Source organism: Paenibacillus cisolokensis, from assembly GCF_018403665.1.
GTDB classification, from domain to species: domain Bacteria; phylum Bacillota; class Bacilli; order Paenibacillales; family Paenibacillaceae; genus Paenibacillus_AH; species Paenibacillus_AH cisolokensis.
The window spans coordinates 1-16,662 of record NZ_BOVJ01000159.1 but is presented as its reverse complement, the minus strand read 5'-3'; the positions used below and the strand labels follow the sequence as shown (position 1 = coordinate 16,662).

General features: G+C 54.5%; 17 protein-coding genes and 3 pseudogenes. 4 read left to right on the top strand and 16 right to left on the bottom strand.

The genetic code is table 11. The features are described 5' to 3' along the window. Positions 1-8: 8 nt before the first annotated feature. Complete coding sequence (locus PACILC2_RS20400) at positions 9-509, top strand: FixH family protein (RefSeq protein ID WP_213530502.1); 501 nt, start codon at positions 9-11, stop codon at positions 507-509. Between the two features lie 52 nt (positions 510-561). Here PACILC2_RS20400 and PACILC2_RS20395 read toward each other — a convergent pair whose 3' ends face one another. From PACILC2_RS20395 to PACILC2_RS20375, 5 genes are read right to left on the bottom strand one after another with little or no spacing between them, the layout of a single operon-like run. After that, the gene (locus PACILC2_RS20395) at positions 562-1,296 is read right to left on the bottom strand and encodes an ABC transporter ATP-binding protein (RefSeq protein WP_213530500.1); all 735 of its coding nucleotides are present in this window, start codon (positions 1,294-1,296) and stop codon (positions 562-564) included. Continuing rightward, positions 1,289-2,110 (bottom strand): ABC transporter permease, encoded by an 822-nt coding sequence (locus PACILC2_RS20390; protein ID WP_213530498.1) that lies wholly within the window; start codon positions 2,108-2,110, stop codon positions 1,289-1,291. The genes PACILC2_RS20395 and PACILC2_RS20390 overlap by 8 nt, the downstream gene beginning before the upstream one ends. Continuing rightward, positions 2,107-2,709, bottom strand: a complete 603-nt coding sequence (locus tag PACILC2_RS20385; protein WP_213530496.1) for a nitrous oxide reductase accessory protein NosL — start codon at positions 2,707-2,709, stop codon at positions 2,107-2,109. The genes PACILC2_RS20390 and PACILC2_RS20385 overlap by 4 nt, the downstream gene beginning before the upstream one ends. Next, the gene (locus PACILC2_RS20380; protein WP_244863687.1) at positions 2,706-4,001 is read right to left on the bottom strand and encodes a right-handed parallel beta-helix repeat-containing protein; all 1,296 of its coding nucleotides are present in this window, start codon (positions 3,999-4,001) and stop codon (positions 2,706-2,708) included. The genes PACILC2_RS20385 and PACILC2_RS20380 overlap by 4 nt, the downstream gene beginning before the upstream one ends. A gap of 58 nt (positions 4,002-4,059) precedes the next feature. Continuing rightward, on the bottom strand, positions 4,060-4,401 hold the full coding sequence (locus PACILC2_RS20375) for a hypothetical protein (RefSeq protein ID WP_244863686.1): 342 nt from the start codon (positions 4,399-4,401) through the stop codon (positions 4,060-4,062). Positions 4,402-4,616: 215 nt separating this feature from the next. Between PACILC2_RS20375 and PACILC2_RS20370 the strand changes: the two genes are divergently transcribed. Further along, complete coding sequence (locus PACILC2_RS20370) at positions 4,617-5,252, top strand: SCO family protein (RefSeq protein ID WP_213530492.1); 636 nt, start codon at positions 4,617-4,619, stop codon at positions 5,250-5,252. 21 nt (positions 5,253-5,273) lie between these two features. Here PACILC2_RS20370 and PACILC2_RS20365 read toward each other — a convergent pair whose 3' ends face one another. From PACILC2_RS20365 to PACILC2_RS20325, 10 genes and pseudogenes are all read right to left on the bottom strand, one after another. Then, a complete protein-coding gene (locus PACILC2_RS20365; RefSeq protein ID WP_213530490.1) occupies positions 5,274-5,582 on the bottom strand; it encodes a hypothetical protein in 309 nt (102 codons plus the stop codon). Between the two features lie 74 nt (positions 5,583-5,656). Continuing rightward, a complete protein-coding gene (locus PACILC2_RS20360) occupies positions 5,657-5,965 on the bottom strand; it encodes a hypothetical protein (RefSeq protein WP_213530488.1) in 309 nt (102 codons plus the stop codon). Positions 5,966-6,107: 142 nt separating this feature from the next. After that, a complete protein-coding gene (locus tag PACILC2_RS20355; RefSeq protein WP_213530486.1) occupies positions 6,108-6,260 on the bottom strand; it encodes a hypothetical protein in 153 nt (50 codons plus the stop codon). Positions 6,261-6,282: 22 nt separating this feature from the next. Beyond that, positions 6,283-6,780 (bottom strand): ATP-binding cassette domain-containing protein, encoded by a 498-nt coding sequence (locus PACILC2_RS27355; RefSeq protein ID WP_280515355.1) that lies wholly within the window; start codon positions 6,778-6,780, stop codon positions 6,283-6,285. Continuing rightward, positions 6,759-8,024, bottom strand: a complete 1,266-nt coding sequence (locus PACILC2_RS28090; RefSeq protein WP_280515354.1) for an ATP-binding cassette domain-containing protein — start codon at positions 8,022-8,024, stop codon at positions 6,759-6,761. The genes PACILC2_RS27355 and PACILC2_RS28090 overlap by 22 nt, the downstream gene beginning before the upstream one ends. Beyond that, positions 8,021-9,760: a thiol reductant ABC exporter subunit CydD gene (cydD, locus tag PACILC2_RS20345; protein WP_213530484.1), complete on the bottom strand. Its 1,740-nt coding sequence runs from the start codon at positions 9,758-9,760 to the stop codon at positions 8,021-8,023. The genes PACILC2_RS28090 and cydD overlap by 4 nt, the downstream gene beginning before the upstream one ends. Beyond that, positions 9,760-10,773: a cytochrome d ubiquinol oxidase subunit II gene (gene cydB, locus PACILC2_RS20340; RefSeq protein ID WP_213530475.1), complete on the bottom strand. Its 1,014-nt coding sequence runs from the start codon at positions 10,771-10,773 to the stop codon at positions 9,760-9,762. Before cydB ends, cydD begins: the two co-directional genes overlap by 1 nt. Beyond that, a pseudogene (locus PACILC2_RS20335) lies at positions 10,764-12,108 on the bottom strand (cytochrome ubiquinol oxidase subunit I). The gene cydB and the pseudogene PACILC2_RS20335 overlap by 10 nt, the downstream one beginning before the upstream one ends. A gap of 257 nt (positions 12,109-12,365) precedes the next feature. Further along, entirely contained in the window at positions 12,366-12,587 is a 222-nt protein-coding gene (locus PACILC2_RS20330) for a disulfide oxidoreductase (RefSeq protein ID WP_244863685.1), read from the bottom strand. Positions 12,588-12,773: 186 nt separating this feature from the next. After that, positions 12,774-14,073 (bottom strand): annotated as a pseudogene (locus PACILC2_RS20325) (IS1380 family transposase). Between the two features lie 547 nt (positions 14,074-14,620). Between PACILC2_RS20325 and PACILC2_RS29785 the strand changes: the two are divergent. Then, positions 14,621-15,226: pseudogene (locus PACILC2_RS29785) on the top strand (Mu transposase C-terminal domain-containing protein); the annotation flags it as partial. Then, on the top strand, positions 15,223-16,044 hold the full coding sequence (locus tag PACILC2_RS20315; RefSeq protein ID WP_213530473.1) for an ExeA family protein: 822 nt from the start codon (positions 15,223-15,225) through the stop codon (positions 16,042-16,044). The pseudogene PACILC2_RS29785 and the gene PACILC2_RS20315, both read left to right, overlap by 4 nt. Positions 16,045-16,200: 156 nt before the next feature. Here PACILC2_RS20315 and PACILC2_RS20310 read toward each other — a convergent pair whose 3' ends face one another. Beyond that, positions 16,201-16,470: a hypothetical protein gene (locus tag PACILC2_RS20310; RefSeq protein WP_244863682.1), complete on the bottom strand. Its 270-nt coding sequence runs from the start codon at positions 16,468-16,470 to the stop codon at positions 16,201-16,203. Positions 16,471-16,662: the final 192 nt, after the last annotated feature.

Here is a 16,662-nt window from a genome sequence, read left to right as displayed (position 1 = left end):
GAACTTTCATGACTTCATTCCGTCTTCCCTTGCGGGGAACGGCCATCGTCCTCACGATGATGGCTGCCTTTTTCCTAAGCGCATGTGCTGCCAATACCAGCTCCACGGACGAACACGGCCTTCTTCCCCATCTAACCGTGGATATGCGGCTTCCGTCGGAACTGTCGCTCGGTTCTTCGGGACAATTTCGCATAGCCATCAGTCAGGACGGAAAGCCTGTCCAAGCCGATGACGTAGCCTTTGAGTTTTGGCCGGAGGGGCATCCTGAGCAGCGTGTTGAAATCCCCGGCGAGTTCGGCGGCAGCGGTCTGTATACCGCCGAATACCGCTTGAACAGCGAAGGCGTATATGTGGTGCGCTGCCGCGTTTCTTCCGGCTCGCTCGAAGCGATGCCGGCCAAACGGTTCGCCATTGGCGAAGAAGCCGTACTGCGCCTCGCCGCGCTTGAGCAGCAACAAACAGCAGGCGCGCCCGCTGATGGTGGAAGCAGCGGAGGGCATCATCATTAACTTATTTCAGGCAGCCTGCTCGGTTGAAAGCCAGAGCAGACTGCCTTACTCGTTACTCGGCGAACCCTCCCGGTATCCCGAATAGCTCGCCAAACGCTTCTTGCAAGCCCGCCGCTCCGTATGTTTGGCGAATTTCCGACTTCTTCCCGTCCAGCACCACGTTTCCGTCCCGCAAAAATACAATGCGATCCGCCAACGCTTCGGCGATTTGCAATTGATGCGTCGAAAAGAGAATCGTTTGACCGCTGGCGGCAGCCTGACGGACGAGCTTCACGAAAGTCTCCATCCAATAAGGATCAAGGCCGTTGGTCGGCTCATCCATGACGATGAGCGGAGGCTCCGCGAGCAGCGCTTGCGCAAACAACACGCGCTGCCGCATGCCTTTCGAGAAGGAAGCGACCGGCTTGCCGCCGGTGTCCGAAAGACCGGCCAGCGACAGCACTTCCATGGCGCGTTGCTTGCCAAGTCCGCGAAGCCTGGCCCAGAACAGCATCGTCTCCAGCGCCGTAAGTCCGGGGCTAAAGCGGTAATCGTCCGGCATATACCCGATATGCCGGGCGTACTGCCGTCTGTCATCCTGCCAGCTCAGGCCGTCCACCGTGATGGTCCCGCTTGTCGGGCGCAAAATGCCTGCCAGCATGCGCAAGAGCGTACTTTTGCCTGCACCGTTGCCGCCGCACAAAGCCACCACCTCGCCGCGGTCAACGTGCAAATGCACCTCGCCAATGACGGTTTTTCCCTTGAACGCCTTGTGAACCGCATCGAACCGAACCAGACCTTCAGTCACGTCCTCTCCCCCTTTCCCATAGGCTATAAGCAACGGCCAGGGCAAGTCCGATCCAGACCATCATGACGCCCAGAAATACAGCCGTCCCCCAAGGAGAACGGATCCAGACCATCCAGTTGTAATACTCCGGCCCAAGCGTCGAGCCGCCTCCCAGCTTGACCACGGTAAACAGACGGGTCAATTCGGCCGGATTGAGAAAGGTCAGCGCGGTAACCGCCGGCTTGATCCACGGGTAAGGCATCATGCCGAGCGCCGCAATGAGGATAGACGGCCATGCAATGACGGCAAAAAACCAGACCCCTACCGCAATCGTGAGCGCCTGCCAACGATTTCGGGCAATCGTACCGACCAGCATCGCCGCGCCGAGAAAAAATAAAGACAAACTGACGGAAAAGACCAACAGCTGCCTGTACGTCGAAACATCAAAACCGCCGCCAAGCAACCAACCTGCAGCGCCGGACAATCCGAAGCCAAAGGCGACAATAGCCAGCAGCACTGCGGACAGTCCGATATATTTACCAGTCAGAAACGCCCAAGTTCCTAACGGATAAGTCGACAGCAGCTCCCAGTTCCCTTCTTCCTTTTCGCCTGTCAGGGAAAAGGAACCCAGCATCAATGCCATCAAGGGAAGCAGGTACAACGCCAAATTCAACATCGTGCTGCTGCTGCCAGAATAGCCTTTGACATAACCTTGCGCGTTAATAAGCAGCAAGCTTAACATGAAGAGTGCAAAAAGGGCCGTAAACGAATAGGCCCATGGATTGCGAAATCCGATTTTCATTTCTCTAGCGGCGACATAACCGATTTCACTCACGAACCGTGACCTCCGGTCTTTTGTTGTTCATTTCCGGAGGAATGCCCTTCTTCTTGATCAGGCGTATGCTCGGACATGCCTTCCCCATGACCGCCTTCCGAGTGGGAATGGCCATGGTCCCCCATTCCCTCCATCATGTCGCGGTTGACTTCCCAAGAGTGATTGGCCAGTTCATCCGCCGTCATCAGCTTGCCCTTTCCTTGTTCATCAATATAGGCTTTCGCATCCGCTTCTTTTTCAAACGACACGATCCCATACGCCATTGGCGTTTTATAGGAAGAATCATACGCATAATAGGCCTTTTCATAACGAATCCACTGCTTGCTGTTGTAGTCGCGGACGAATGCGGCGCCGATCGTATCCGTACCATTCTCCGTCTTCCACGTATTCAAGCAGCCGATATCGTCGAATTTGAGCGACTGTCCGTCTTTGGTCACAATTTGGGTGGCAAACTGATCGTCTTTGATCGCCATCTTGCAGATGACGCACACATCCGTCTCCTCGTTTATGGCCTGCGGCTCATATTTTTCTCCGCCACAGGCTGCGAGCAATACAATTACACCAATCAATACCGCCAACATACCGAACTTTTTCCTCATGTTCCTCGTCTCCTCATCCGATAAAATAAAAGGCTTGAACATCCTAACAAAACGAATCCAGCTACACCGGTTTCGGATCCGCCATCCATAGCGCCTATTTGCAAACCGCCGTCGGGCGGAGCCATAAGCGGTGCCGAATCTGTGGACCAACGATCTCTTTCCGTCTGGTAGAGTCCCTCCAGGAAGACCATGCCCGGCGACTGAAAAAACAATTGGAACGCCGGCCGCTTCTGTGTCATTCCCTGAAAAAACGGATTGATCGCATACGAAATATCGCTTTTTCCGTCACCGTCCGCGTCAATGCCCCGGAAGCTGTCCCAATAATTACCTGACAGCGCATTGCTTTCACTGCCGCGCGCCTGCGCGTCCGCTACATTGCCGAAAAACTGGTTGGCCGTAATTGTGTTTTCGTGCGACTCCAGCAGTTGAATGCCGATAAAATTGTAGCTGATCCGATTGTTTTCCAAGCGATTTCCGGTCGATTGCTCCACGTACAAACCCACCCTGTTGCCGTCAACCGTATTATCCGCCACGATGGTCTCGTGAGCATCGTATAGCAGGATTCCTTGTGAATTGACGTTTTCGCTTTGCTTGGCAAACGTATTTCCGGTGACCGACACCTGCCGCGCGGTCATCACCATCGCCCCGGTCACATTTAACATCCCGACATTGCGCTCAATCATCGTTCCTTTCGTGTACATGCAGTGGACGCCGTATCGGGAACGTTCGATCACATTGCCGGAAACGCTCGCATTATCGCTGCTTTCCATATAAATGCCATCATGTACATCGCGAATCGTGTTGTCTAGCATCCGCCAACGATGCGCATTGAATAAGTCGATGCCGTTGCCTTTGTCGGCCATTCGCACGCCCTCTGCCGCCCAATCAATCGTCGTGCGCGTCACGACGCCTTCGTCCGCATCCCGCACTACAATCCCGTCAGCGCCGGTCCGGATTTGCAAGCCTTCCAGGACGACCCGATCTCCCGTGACGAGCACGGTCGGCGCCTCCTTAACCGCCTCGTCGATGATGTGCAGCCCGGCAACAGTCGTCTGGTCGGCACTGATCGATATAGCTGGCTGCAAGCTGCCGTTTCGCAATATGACTTCGCCTTCCCGCTCCGGCCGTAATGTGAGCGGCTTGTTGATCGTGATTGGCCCTTCGTACGTTCCGGGCTGCAAATCAATGGTTTCTCCCGGCTTGGCTTGGTCCAATACCGTTTGCAGGTCAAGAGCTTCCTCTTCCGCACGAGCCTGCCCGGAAGGCAGGCATACAGCTAAAACGATCAACACACAGAAGCACCACCTGCTGCAAAAGGCCATCATTGCACCTCAACCGTCTTCTTTTTGGTCAGGTGGATATCTTCCACATACAAGTGAATATAAACGGTGTAACTTCCTTTTCGGGAAAGGTGAAGGATCCGCTAAATACGCCATCTCCCTTGTAAGTGGCATCAACCAGCTTCGGTTTGTCTCCAACCCGGATATCAAAGGTGACGCTTGCCTTTTCCGATACCTTCATCCCCGTGAACGCAGCTTGCAACTCTACCGGGCTGCCGGAAGAGGCCGACTCCGGTTTCGTCGTAAGCGTCGCTTCCACGGCTTCCAGATCAACAGGTTCTTCGCTTGAACACGCCATCAACATGCCTACAATCGCAAATACGGCAACAAGCGCTGCCCATTTTTGTTTCATTCGTTCACCACCCCAATATCGCTCATCCAACACCCTACATTGTAACAATAGCAATTGTCCTATCCTATAACTCATTAGAGCTATTATGGCAAATAACATCGACATTTTTGTGTCAACTTGTCGTCAAAGTGGCCCTAAGGAGTTATAGTAAGCGTCTGTCATTTCAGGTAAAATGAAGACCGTTATCTACCAAAAATAAGCGGGAGGAAAAACATATGACCGATGTTCGAAAATCATCTTCAAAAAGCCCGTTTCTGATCCCACTGTTGATACTATTCATCGTGATCATCGCTTATTGGTTGTATGATTCCTATTTCCGCCCAAATTCGCTTCCGGTAAAGATGGACTCGCCTGCGTTTTCTTTATCCGATTTGAACGGAGAACCCGTCACTGAAGCGAGATTTGATGGAAAGGTGCGAATCACCTCCTTCATTTTCACCCGTTGTCCGGATATTTGTCCCGCCACAACCGCCAATATGGTCGTCCTCCAGTCCGAGCTTCAAAAACAAGGCTTGTTTGGGAAAGACGTCGAGTTTGTCTCGATCACCTTCGATCCGGTTAACGACACCCCTGAGGTATTGCAACAGTACGCCGAACGAATGGGGATCGATCAAAGCGGTTGGACATTGCTTCGGGGAGAACAAGGGGAAGTGAAGGATCTCGCCTCCAAATACAATCTTTCCATTATCCGTCTCGACGACGGCTTGTTTGCTCATTCCGTCACTTCGTTATTGCTGATCGATGGCAAGCAGCGCGTTCGCAATATCTACAAGATGGGCGAGGAAATGGAGAATGAAAAGATTCTGGCCGATATCAAAACCTTGCTCGATGAGCAGCAGCGGGATTCCTAGAATCGGCTGCTGCTTTCGCAACTAAGGAATCGCTTCGACTTTTTCGTAGGCGTGCTGCTTCCGCCCCTCGACGGTGACGACCACCTTCATCGTCCATGAACCGCTATCGTCGATAAAGATTCCATCGGCTTCGTAGGTATATTTATCGAACCCTTCGAAACCGTATGGATCCGGACCACCCTCCTTGTAGAGGATCGGCACCTCCACCGTCTGTTCATCGCGACGAAGAGTCACCTCAGCCGAAATAGGTTTGCCCATTCCGCTCGGCAACCAGATATCCAAGCGGGCATATTGCCCTCCGCCGCTCTGCTCGCGAATCCGCAGCGACATATGCGCTTCCTCTCCCATCACATGCCAATAAATCGGCTCCTTCAGTACACTTCCGCCAGGAGCGGGCGATGAGCTCAGAACCGTAGTTCGGGCTTTCGAGACAACGTCGCATAGATCGAAATGCCGCCGCCAACCCAGATAGCGCCTGATGCTGTATGGATACTGGCGGCCAATACAGTCATCAACCCCGGGATCGACAAGATCGCTCCGATACCTTCTATATGTAAGAGTGGAATCATGACCAACACGCATAGGCTTTTATCGATAGTTGAAATTTGGGGATTTGGAATCGCCTCCCAAACGGCAAGCAGCCACACGATGGCGACCGCCACTTGCACAAGAGTAAGTGTGTTGTTGGAGCCAGCAAGCATCAGGGCATACATTGTCGCAACGGCCGCGATCCGTTCGATCCGTTCGATCGCCGGCCACGCCCCCCCACCCGCCTGCGGCGGGCAAAAGCGCGTTACGGAACACGAAGACGCCTATGAGCACCATGACTGCGCTTGTTTCCGCCAAACTCTTCAGTTAGCCAAACAGATTCGCCCATTCGCCGCTTGTCTCCCCGTGCAGATGCTCATGTCCGGAGGCGACCGCCTCCCATCCCGATGCAGACAGAACATACAGGCAGGTTGCCGCCAGGAGCATGACCGCAGCCAGACGCCTGATCGAAACGTGCACGTTTGTACTCCTTTCCCGCTTGTTATCCATGATCCAGCTGATACAGCCTGCGATATCGTTCATAGCGATTCATCAGTTCTTCGTGCGTTCCGCGCATCGCAACCGTCCCGCGCTCCAGAAACAAAATTTCATCCATCGCCTCCATGCCGGTTAATCGATGGGTAAACCAGACTACGGTGCGATCCTCCAAAACCTGAAACAGAGTTTGAATCAAATCCAGCTCCGTCTCGCGGTCCAGACCGGTTGTCGGCTCATCGAGCAGGACGACCGGACTGGGTTGAAGCAGGATGCGAGCCAACGCAATGCGCTGTCGCTCCCCTCCGGAAAACCGGCTGCCTGCTTCCTCCATTGGCGTATCGATGCCTGCGGGAAGCGAGGAGACCAGCCCTTCCAGCCCAACACGCCGGATCGCATGCCGGATTTCATCTTCGGAAGCGTCGCTTCGCCCCAGACGAATGTTGTTCGCAATAGATGTGTGGAATAAATGGGGCTTCTGATTCAGGACAGAAAAGCAGCGCACATGTCCTTCCGGTTTTGCCGGTGATATACGGTTACATGGCCTTCCTCGGGGATACGCTGACCGCTCAGCACTTGCAAGAGCGTGGACTTCCCCGCTCCGCTGCGTCCAAGCACGGCAACTTTCTTTCCCTGCGGCAGAGAGAGCGATACATCCTTCAGGGCCCAATCGGATGTTGAATGATAACGGAAACCAATATGCTCCATCTGAATATCGACCGGTCCGGATGCAGGCAATGGATCTTCTTGCTCAATTGCCCCAACTTCTCGCATGGCCTGCGCGTCAGCCTCTACCTTCCCGAGCCGTTGCAGAGAGGCGAGGTAGTCCGGCAGACGGACAAGGGCATCATTCACTCGGGTCACGGTCTCCATCATTGGAAAAACAGCCAACACGCAGGCCGCGGCCCAAATGTTCTCCATCCGCCCGGCTTCCAGTTGCCCGGAAACCCAAAGCACGGTCAATACGACCGCACCTGACGCAGCGCAACGGGACAGCCATTGCCTTCGCCATTCCATCCGTCGAAGCGCCTGTTCTCTCGTTCCGGCAACGGCCTGCCGCTTTCGAAACGATGCGACAGCCTCCGACGATCGGCCGCTTAGTACCCAATCGGTCAGGCCATACCAGGCGTCAGCCAGTTCTCGATAGAGCAGGGAACGCTGCGGTTGATACGCCCGTTTGGCCGTATGAACGCGCCGTAAGGCAACAAGCGGTACCGCAAACAACCAAAACCCGCCATAAGCCATCAGCCATACCGCCGTCAACCCGCCGGATTCGGCCAGAAGCGCAACGGCGCCTCCATAAACAGCCAAGCCGGAAAGCGCCGGAAAAGCTACCCGAAGATACAAATTTTGCAACTGCTCGATATCGTCGGCCAGCAGCCCCAGCAGGTCGCCCAGCCGGTATCGGCTGCGCAAATTTACAGCCTGGCGTTCCAGCAGGAAATAAAGCTTTGCCCGCATGGCGGCTAACGCGCGAAGCGCGACATGATGCCCCGCCAGCCGTTCCGCATACTGCAACGCAGCCTTGCCGAGCCCGAAGGTGCGTACCAGCACAATCGGCACATACACCATTAAGACATTTTCCGGACGCAAGGCGGAGCGGGAAATCAGTTCACCCGACGTAAACATCAGCGCTGCGGCGCAGCCAGCGGTCAATGAGCCGAGCAGGACAGTGAGCAGCAAATCTCTCCAATAGCCTCTGCCCCCGATAAGCAGCCAGCCTGTCCGTTTCTCCGCTTGCTCCCTCATGAAGAATGCCTCCCCCCGTTGTTGTTCTCCAGCATACGCGCATACACCCCGCCGCGAAGGCACAATTCCTCATGCGTGCCGCGCTCGACAATACGCCCCCGGTCCATGACCCATACCTCCTGCATCTCCCTCATCCAGTGCAGACGGTGCGTCGCCAGTATGACCCGCTTGTCAGCCAGTACTTCGAGCAGCGTTTGCTTCAGTTCCCATTCGGTTTCCACATCCAGATGCGCCGTCGGCTCGTCCAACAGAACAATCGGGCGGCCGCTGACGAGCGCTCTGGCCAGCGCGACGCGCTGAGCTTGCCCTCCGCTCAGCGCACGGCCGCCCTCCCCGATAGGTTCCTTCATGCCGTCTGGCAGTTCCTGGACCAATTCGCTCAATCCTACCGCCTCAATCGCCCGCTCCACTACCTCGTCGGCAGCTCCAGGTTCATAAAAGCGAATATTGTCGGCCAGCGACAGACTGAAAAGGTGGGGATGCTGCGGAATATAGGCGACCTGGCTACGCCACTGTTTCCACTTGTCTCCATGCATCGGCGTTTCGTCCAGCCTGATTTCGCCTGAACTCGCTTCGATCAGACCGCCAATGAGCCCAAGAAGTGTCGTTTTTCCCGCCCCGCTCGCGCCCGCGATGCCGATCCAACGATTGTCCGGAAGAAGCTGGAGGGATATATCTTGCAGTAACGTCCTTCCTTCTCGATTGGCGACGCCTACATGATCAAGCGTCAACACGCTATCCGTTCGGCACGCCGCTTGCGTATATCGATCTTCCGGCTCGGGGACGAGAGGGCTTGACCGATCGCTGTAAACAGCTTTCAGCGAAGCCCACGCTTCCTTACCATCCAGCGAAGCGTGGTAATCGGCGCCAAGTTGCTTGATCGGCGCGAAAAACTCCGGTGCCAGCAACAATACCGCAAGCGCCGAGCCAAACTCGATGTTGCCTTCCATCAAACGAAGCCCGAGCCCCACCGCGACAGACGCGATCGCCAGCATGCTGAACACGTCGAGCGAAAGCGAGGACAAGAAGGCAACCCTTAGGGTCCGCATCACCGCCTTTCGATATTGCTCCGCCGTCCGGACGACCGACTGGCCGTGCGTACGGCTTCTGCCCAATGCCAGCAGCGTTTCTAAGCCGCGCAACGAATCGGCAAAATGACCGGCAAGCTGGCGAAACGTTCCCCATTGCCGATCGGCCTGCTTGCGTGCGGCAAGACCGAGCACAATAAAAAAGACGATGATGACCGGCATAGCAACCGTTAATATTAGGCCGGATATTACATCCAGCCAATACGTCCGAAGCAATATCGCCAGCGTAAGGATCGGCGTATCAATAGCGCGCGGGATCGACATTTCCAGATACGTGCGAAGCCGATCCGCACCTTCCATCGCGAGTGTGACCAGTCGCCCGCTGTTTTCCCTGGCCACGAACCGCGGGCCGCGTTCAAATACGTGAGAAACTAGCCGTCCCCGTTCCTCCTCGCTCCTGCGCTCTGCGAATGAACCCGCCACGCGCTGTTGTATCCAGACCAAGGTCTGGCGAGCTACATATACCCCGACAAACAGCGCCAGGGGAGGTAGCAGATCATAAAGGGGACGCCCCTCAAACAGCAAGTCGATTGTTTGAGCCAGAAACATGGCCTGCGCTACGACGGCCCCCGCCTGCAGCAGGGAAACCGCCGTCAGCTTTAGCACAAGCTGCTTGATTCCGCCAAGGGAAAACCACGCCTTGTCCATCAGTACTCCAGATGATCGCGATCCGTAATCCGCTTGTGGAACACAAAGTAGCTCCACGCCTGATAGGCAAGCACGAAGGGAAGCAAAACAGCGGCCACAATCGTCATCGCGCGCAACGTGTAATCGCCGGAGGCGGCATTGTAGATCGTCAAAGCAAAGGCGTCACCGATGGAGCTGACCATCAGGCGCGGGAACAAGCCGGCAAATAAAGTGGCGAACAAGACGATAAAGAGCAAGCCGGTCATGGCGAATCCCCAGCCTTCACGGCCGCGGCGCAGGAAGAAAGCAGCCAACAGTACGGCCAGGACGCCGATGCACAAAGCAGCAATCAGCCATACGCCGCGGCGCTCCGCCAGATCGGTGGCCACGATCGTCCAGATCGCAAGACCGACCAGAAGCGCCGATTGCCAAGGCAGCCAGCGCAACGCTTTCGCGCGAGCCCGGTCACGTAAACTTCCCGTTGTCCGCAAGGTGAGAAACGTCAGCCCATGCAGCCAACATAATCCTACAAGCGACAGACCCGCGAGCACGGTATAACCGTTCACCAGATCCGTAACATTCGCACTCATTTCCATGTTGCCCGCTATGGGAACCCCTTTGAACAGCGCGGCGAACACCATGCCGAGCAAGAACGGCGGAAAGACGCTTCCCGTCCAGATCGCGGCATCCCAGATGCGTCTCCACATCCTGCCCTCGACTTTGCCTCTGAATTCAAACGCCACACCGCGAAAGATCAGGGCCAGCAAAATCAACGTCAGCAGCGTGTAAAAGCCGCTGAACATTGTCGCGTACCAATGAGGAAAGGCCGCAAACATCGCGCCCGCCGCCGTGATCAGCCACACCTCGTTGGCATCCCAGAACGGCCCGATCGTATTGATGATCACGCGGCGCTCGCCCTCATCCCTGGTCAGCCACTTCGCCGCCATGCCGACGCCAAAATCAAAACCTTCCAAAAAGAAAAAACCGGTAAACAATACGGCGACCAGCACAAACCACCATTCATTCAGCGACATGGCGCTTCTCCCCCTTCCGGACGATAAGGATCGAAGGCTTTCGCATCGTCAGATTGCTGCTCTGTGGCAGGCCCTTTGCGCGCCGTGCGATAGAAGAGCCAAATGGTCAAGCCTAGCAAAACCAAATAGATGCTTGTAAAAGCGATAAGCGAAAATCCGACCTGGCCCGCGCTTACGCTGGGCGATACCGACTGTTCCGTGCGAAGCAGTCCAAACACCGTCCAAGGCTGGCGGCCGATTTCCGTCATGATCCATCCCGCGGTATTGCCGATAAACGGTAACGAAATCGCGGCCGCCAGCAGCGACAAGTACATCCGCGAGAGATGCTGCAGCTTGCGGCGCACCATCCGGTATATACCGTAGAGACTTAGAAGGATCATCCCGCAGCCGGCAGCGATCATAATCCGAAAACTCCAGAACGTCGTCTTCACTGGCGGGATATAGTTTCCCGGTCCGTAAGTCGCTTCATACTCTGTCTGTAGTTCTTTCATGCCGGGAACGGAGCCGCTGAACTTGTTATAGGACAAAAAGCTGAGCAAATAAGGCACTTTCCATTCCAGTCTGTTTTCCTGCGATTCCGTATCAATAGCCGCTATGACCGTCCACGGAGCGGGATCGGCACTTGTTTCCCACAGTCCTTCGCTGGCAGCCATCTTCATCGGCTGCGTCTCCACCAAATACTGCGCCTGCCCATGCCCGAACTGCGCGATCGCGAGAGAAGAAATGCAGCCCACAATTAGACCGATACGCAGCGACGATTGAAAAATGGAATTTCTTCTTTGCGCAGCAGTTTCCAGGCGCTGATGCCCATCACCAGAAAAGCGCCGGTAGCATACGCGGCAAACACCGTATGCGGGAACTCCCACAACAATTGCCCGTTCGTCAAGAGCACCACAATGTCCGTCATTTCCGCGCGTCCGTTTTGTATCGCATAGCCTACCGGACGCTGCATAAATGAGTTCGCCGCCAAAATCCACAGCGCGGATAGCATCGTACCGATAGAAACCAGCCACATGCAAGCCAGATGGAGCCCTTTGGAAAGCCGTTCCCATCCGAACACCCACAGCCCGATAAAAGTCGATTCCAGAAAAAAAGCCAACAATGCTTCAATCGCAAGAGGTGCTCCGAACACGTCGCCGACAAATCGCGAGAAATCGGACCAGTTCATGCCAAACTGAAATTCCTGCAAAATGCCCGTGACAATGCCGACCGCAAAATTAATCAGCAAAAAGGTGCCCCAAAACTGAGCCATCCGCTTGAATTTCCCGTCTTTTTCACCACGTACAGCGTCTCCATGATCGCCACGATCAGCGACAATCCGATGGAAATCGGCACGTAGACAAAATGAAAAATCGTGGTGAGCGCAAATTGAAGACGAGCCAAATCGACGACTTCCACCCCATCACTCCCTTTCTCTTGACAGTCCTCTCCGGAGACGACTTTATTATAGAAAACCAACGTCTCCGGGGAATGACTCCAAAGAGGGGTCTACGTGATCGTTCTGTGACAAGCCATCGACAGCTTTGTGAAAAGCAGCACAACTTTACAGGCTGCCGGGAACAGGATGACAGTCAGGCTAATCTTTCCCCCTTTTAAAGGCTTGTCCGTTGCTTCTCCACACGCCAAGCTTGCAGCAAGGCGATTGCAATAAGCAAAAAGGCCGTCAACGCAAGCATCGGGATGGTCAGCCAACCGAACCAGTTTAAATAGTCGTCTTGGCAGGATGTCGGACCGCATGCGGCAAAACCTGCATTGTCCGATTTTTCTGGGAGCTTCTGAATCAGGATGTGGTAGATCGATATGCTTCCTCCCACTATTATTTAATCCTGAATTTCGAAAGCGTTTAAGATCAATGCAAGATGCTGAAGCAAAGACGACCTAGGATGTAAAAATGTAGGAATTTTCCATGCCTCATGGAGACGGATGCTTGTAGCGGATGGTCTTTCCCCCTCCCCACTGAAGAGGCCGCCCTTATTTCCATGTAAAATTATGGTAAATCATCATTCTAACTGCGCTACTCGGGCTCGATTCGTTTCCAGACATAACGGCTGGCGAAGTCTTTCATGAGCTTCAGTACGACATAGCGGCCATGCCAGATGAGCGTCGCCGCGCAATGAAAGAATTCTAAGCGAAATCGGGCAATCGTGTAACCCTGATGCACCGGTTCGCAGCAGTCGCGTTTGAAGCGCTCGAACAGATTGTAGGCGAGCAACTTGATCAGCAAGTCCAGTTCATTGGCTTTAAAATCGCCTGTTGCGACGCGGTCGATGGAGAAGCCGTTCTTGGCTTCCTTGATATAATTCTCCATGCAGCGGCGCTGGTTGTAGAAGCGCCACAAATCGATCGGCTCCCATTCCAGATTGGTCACGATCGCCTCATATTGCCAGTCGATATCGAACACGATCCGGCCTTGGCCATCGTCGAACACTTGCGCCTTACGGATGATTGCCACTCGGCGCGCCTTGTTCCAGGAGGTTGCTTTGTAGATCAAGGAAATGCCTTCGATAATCCAGTCTTCGTCGACATAGCGCGTCCAGTAACGGCAGGCTTGGACTTCCTTTGCCAGTCGCTGGGTCCATTTCAGCTTGCCGACATAGCCGATGTTTTTCTGCTCCCATAAGCTGTAGAAATCTTCGCCGCCGAAGCCTTTGTCGAACCGGTCGTATTTCACCTTGCGTTCTCCGATCAGGCTAAACGTTTGTTTCAAGAAGTCGGCGGCGTCGGTAGAAGAATGCGTATTGCCCGGTCGAAGCACGGTGTTCAAGTGAAGTCGGGTCTGACCTTCAAAAGCGAGCAGTGGATGATAGCTTTTGCGTCCGGGCTTGTGCGGATTGGTGCCCTTGGCCGCGCCGGACTGATCGCCGTACACCGTCTCCACCGTGGAATCCAGATCGAGAATCAGGTCAGACGGCAAGCAGGGTCGGATAATCTCCTGGTTCAGCATCCGCAGCTCGTTAACCAGATCGGGGCAAGAACGACCGAGCCTGATCAATTCCTTGTACAGCAAGCTGTGATGCGGACAGCGGCCGCCGAGGAAGCGCCTCAGTAGCACGTCACCTTGCAAACGACGAAAATGGAAAATCCGTTCACAGCCGAGCATCCAACCCATGATGAGATAGAGCAGGATAAGGTGAACAGGAAAGAGCGAGTTGCGCGCTTTGCCGCATGAGAGGCTGCGCATGGCGTCGGCAAACTTGATTTTTCAAGAAAGGCCAGAAAGATTTTGACGCCTCCGAAGCCGGTCGCGTTTCGAAGGGAAAATTCGGTCTTGATTTTACCGATGGCTGTGGTAGACTTCACCTAAAAGGTGCTCCTCTCTTTGAGGGATGTTGTTCTGGACAAACACCATTCTACCAAAGATTTGGAGTACTTTTTCATATTTTCAAAGTGTCGTACTTTCGAAATTGAGGTTAATGTTTTCTCGCGTTTTCTCACTGGTTCTTAGATTTTCAACCATCGACCATCCCGAAAGATGGAGAAGTCATGTAGCTATGACATAATTTTCTGGAGGAGCCGGAAGCGGGAATAGAGGTTGGGACGCTGTTCCCAATCTATGGATGAGGTCGTATGACCGCACTCTGGATATCCACTCCATTCCCTCGGGCGGCTTACCCTCCCATGTCACGCTGGGTCTTAGCCCTTACATTCCTTCGTTCTGCCTCTCGAGGTGTGGACGCCGTTTCTTGCTCCTTTACTGGGTCGTTGCCCTTATGGAAATAGATCCTACGGCTGTTCCGTGCTTCAATTGTCGTTTGTTTATGTCAAGTTCTGTGTGAGAAACGTGAAAATGGTTTGAATTAAGCTGCCATATGTAACTGGGCCTGACGTACCGGCCCCAGAACATCAGATGAGGCGGCCTCAGGGGCGCGGCAAGATCGAACGCTGGTTCCGTTTCGTCGATACTAGCTTTAAACCGGAAGCCTACGCACAGATCGAACAGGGACGGCTCACGACACTCGCCGAACTGAACGCCGCGCTAGCCGCATGGCTCGACGGCTACTACCATACCCGGGAGCACGGTTCCACCAAACAGTCCCCTCGCGACCGGCTTGCCGCAAGGGCCCGGCCGATGCGACGCAAGACGCTGGCGGAACTGACCGAAATCTTTCTCTGGGAAGAGACACGCACCGTCGACAAAACCGGCTGTATCCGTCTGGACGGCAACACATATGAAGTGGACCTGGAACTATGCAAAAAACGTGTATAGTTGCGCTATGACCCGTTCGATCTCACAACGATTCAAGTCTGGTACGACGGCGCTCGATACGCCGATGCAACGGTTGTTGATCTATCCCGTCCGTATGATCGTCGGGTGACGCCTGAACCGACGGCGCTTACGGTGGAGCCGGACGGGCAAGTGGCCTTCCTGGACCTGGCCGAGCAGAAACGGCAAGCCCCGTGGACAAACGAAGAAATCTCTTATGCCAAAGCGAAAGGCGATGATGCGAAATGAATGCCACCCTGCTACAGAGCCCGGCCCCTAAACCGTTCAGCAAGGAACTGGATCCCGCACTTTGCTATGAATCCCGTGGACACCGCGAAGCGTCCGCCCGTCTGGATCTGATGATTCAGCATCGGACGCTGGGCGTCCTCACCGGTGAAGTGGGTGGCGGCACGTCGACCTTAATCCGGCGGCTGTTCGCCTCCCTTGATCCCATGGCCTATCTGCCGATCTACCTGTGCTATGCCTCTCTGAAGCCGCGTGAATTCTATGGAGGCCTGCTGAAGGCGGTCGGCGTAGAACCGGTCTACACCGTCTCCAGGGCGCGTAAACTCTGGCAGGAAGTCGTCCGCAGCCGGTCCGCACCTGGTGAGCGTACCATGGTCGTCGTCATCGACGAGGCGCACGAGATGAGCGAAGCGATGCTGCTTGAATTACGCTTCGCGCTCAATTACAACATCGATTCCGCTTCGCTCTTTCCCTTGATTCTCGTCGGCCAGCCGGAGCTTCGCAAGCTGCTCCGGCTGAAGAAGTACGAAGCCACCGTCCAGCGCATTGGCATGCAGTACCACTTGAGCGGCATGAGCAAGGAGGAAACGAGCGCCTATATTCGGCACCACATGACCGTAAGCCGGAGGGAGAAGCCCGTGTTTGCCGAAAGCGCGCTCAGCCGAATCTTTGCCGCCAGCCAGGGGCTTCCGCGCGTGGTGAACCAGATCTGCACGCAGATTCTGCTCGACGCCGCCGCCCGAAATCTGGAGGTCATTGAAGAAGCCGACGTCGTTCGTGTGCTTGCCGATATGGACCGGCAGCGCGGCGTTACGAGTTGATTTTACGTTGTCCCCACAACTCACATCGATTGGCACATGCCGCTTCTATTCACAACGAGCAGCGTGTGCCTTTCGTTTTGAGCGGCGTTACATTTCTCATCGATTTGGCAGGTTGGCGTTCCCCTTCTTCCGTCATTGTCGGTGAGATTCACGCCGTCATTTCTTTAAAACCGATTTTACGTGAGCGGCAACAACTTGTGTCCCGGTAATGGCTTCATCCGCATAAATATCAACCAGCACCCAGTCGCTGCGTTTGCTAACGAGATCGGTATAATAGGCGACTTGCGACTTGTAGCTGTTCAATTGCTCCTCAGTGTCGGTACTTACGCGGGCATAAGGGGCGACGCGAAGAACATCTGATAACTTTCCGGCGTTGCGATCGGATATTTTCCTACTTGCTTTAATTACTTCTACTTCGAGAGCCATGGCGTTGTCCTCCATTCTTATTTACTTGCCATCAGTTTAATAAGAGATGGGCGGACCGACAAATGTGCAAATCAAGAAGTAAGGTCCGAAATGATGTCGTAATCCCGCATCGTTTTGTTCTTTATCAAATGAAATTCGTTTTCGGTAATCAAAGATAATGCCAGCAATTGTCTTATCATAGCGATTTGCATG

Bases quoted from the DNA above. Each gene is read 5' to 3' on its own strand.
- PACILC2_RS20375 (WP_244863686.1), bottom strand. From the start codon at position 4,401: ATGAAACAAAAATGGGCAGCGCTTGTTGCCGTATTTGCGATTGTAGGC.
- PACILC2_RS20310 (WP_244863682.1), bottom strand. From the start codon at position 16,470: ATGGCTCTCGAAGTAGAAGTAATTAAAGCAAGTAGGAAAATATCCGAT.
- PACILC2_RS20385 (WP_213530496.1), bottom strand. From the start codon at position 2,709: ATGAGGAAAAAGTTCGGTATGTTGGCGGTATTGATTGGTGTAATTGTA.
- PACILC2_RS28090 (WP_280515354.1), bottom strand. From the start codon at position 8,024: ATGAGGGAGCAAGCGGAGAAACGGACAGGCTGGCTGCTTATCGGGGGC.
- PACILC2_RS20400 (WP_213530502.1), top strand. From the start codon at position 9: ATGACTTCATTCCGTCTTCCCTTGCGGGGAACGGCCATCGTCCTCACG.
- cydD (WP_213530484.1), bottom strand. From the start codon at position 9,760: ATGGACAAGGCGTGGTTTTCCCTTGGCGGAATCAAGCAGCTTGTGCTA.
- PACILC2_RS20360 (WP_213530488.1), bottom strand. From the start codon at position 5,965: ATGTATGCCCTGATGCTTGCTGGCTCCAACAACACACTTACTCTTGTG.
- PACILC2_RS20365 (WP_213530490.1), bottom strand. From the start codon at position 5,582: ATGTCGCTGCGGATTCGCGAGCAGAGCGGCGGAGGGCAATATGCCCGC.
- PACILC2_RS20370 (WP_213530492.1), top strand. From the start codon at position 4,617: ATGACCGATGTTCGAAAATCATCTTCAAAAAGCCCGTTTCTGATCCCA.
- cydB (WP_213530475.1), bottom strand. From the start codon at position 10,773: ATGTCGCTGAATGAATGGTGGTTTGTGCTGGTCGCCGTATTGTTTACC.
- PACILC2_RS20315 (WP_213530473.1), top strand. From the start codon at position 15,223: ATGAATGCCACCCTGCTACAGAGCCCGGCCCCTAAACCGTTCAGCAAG.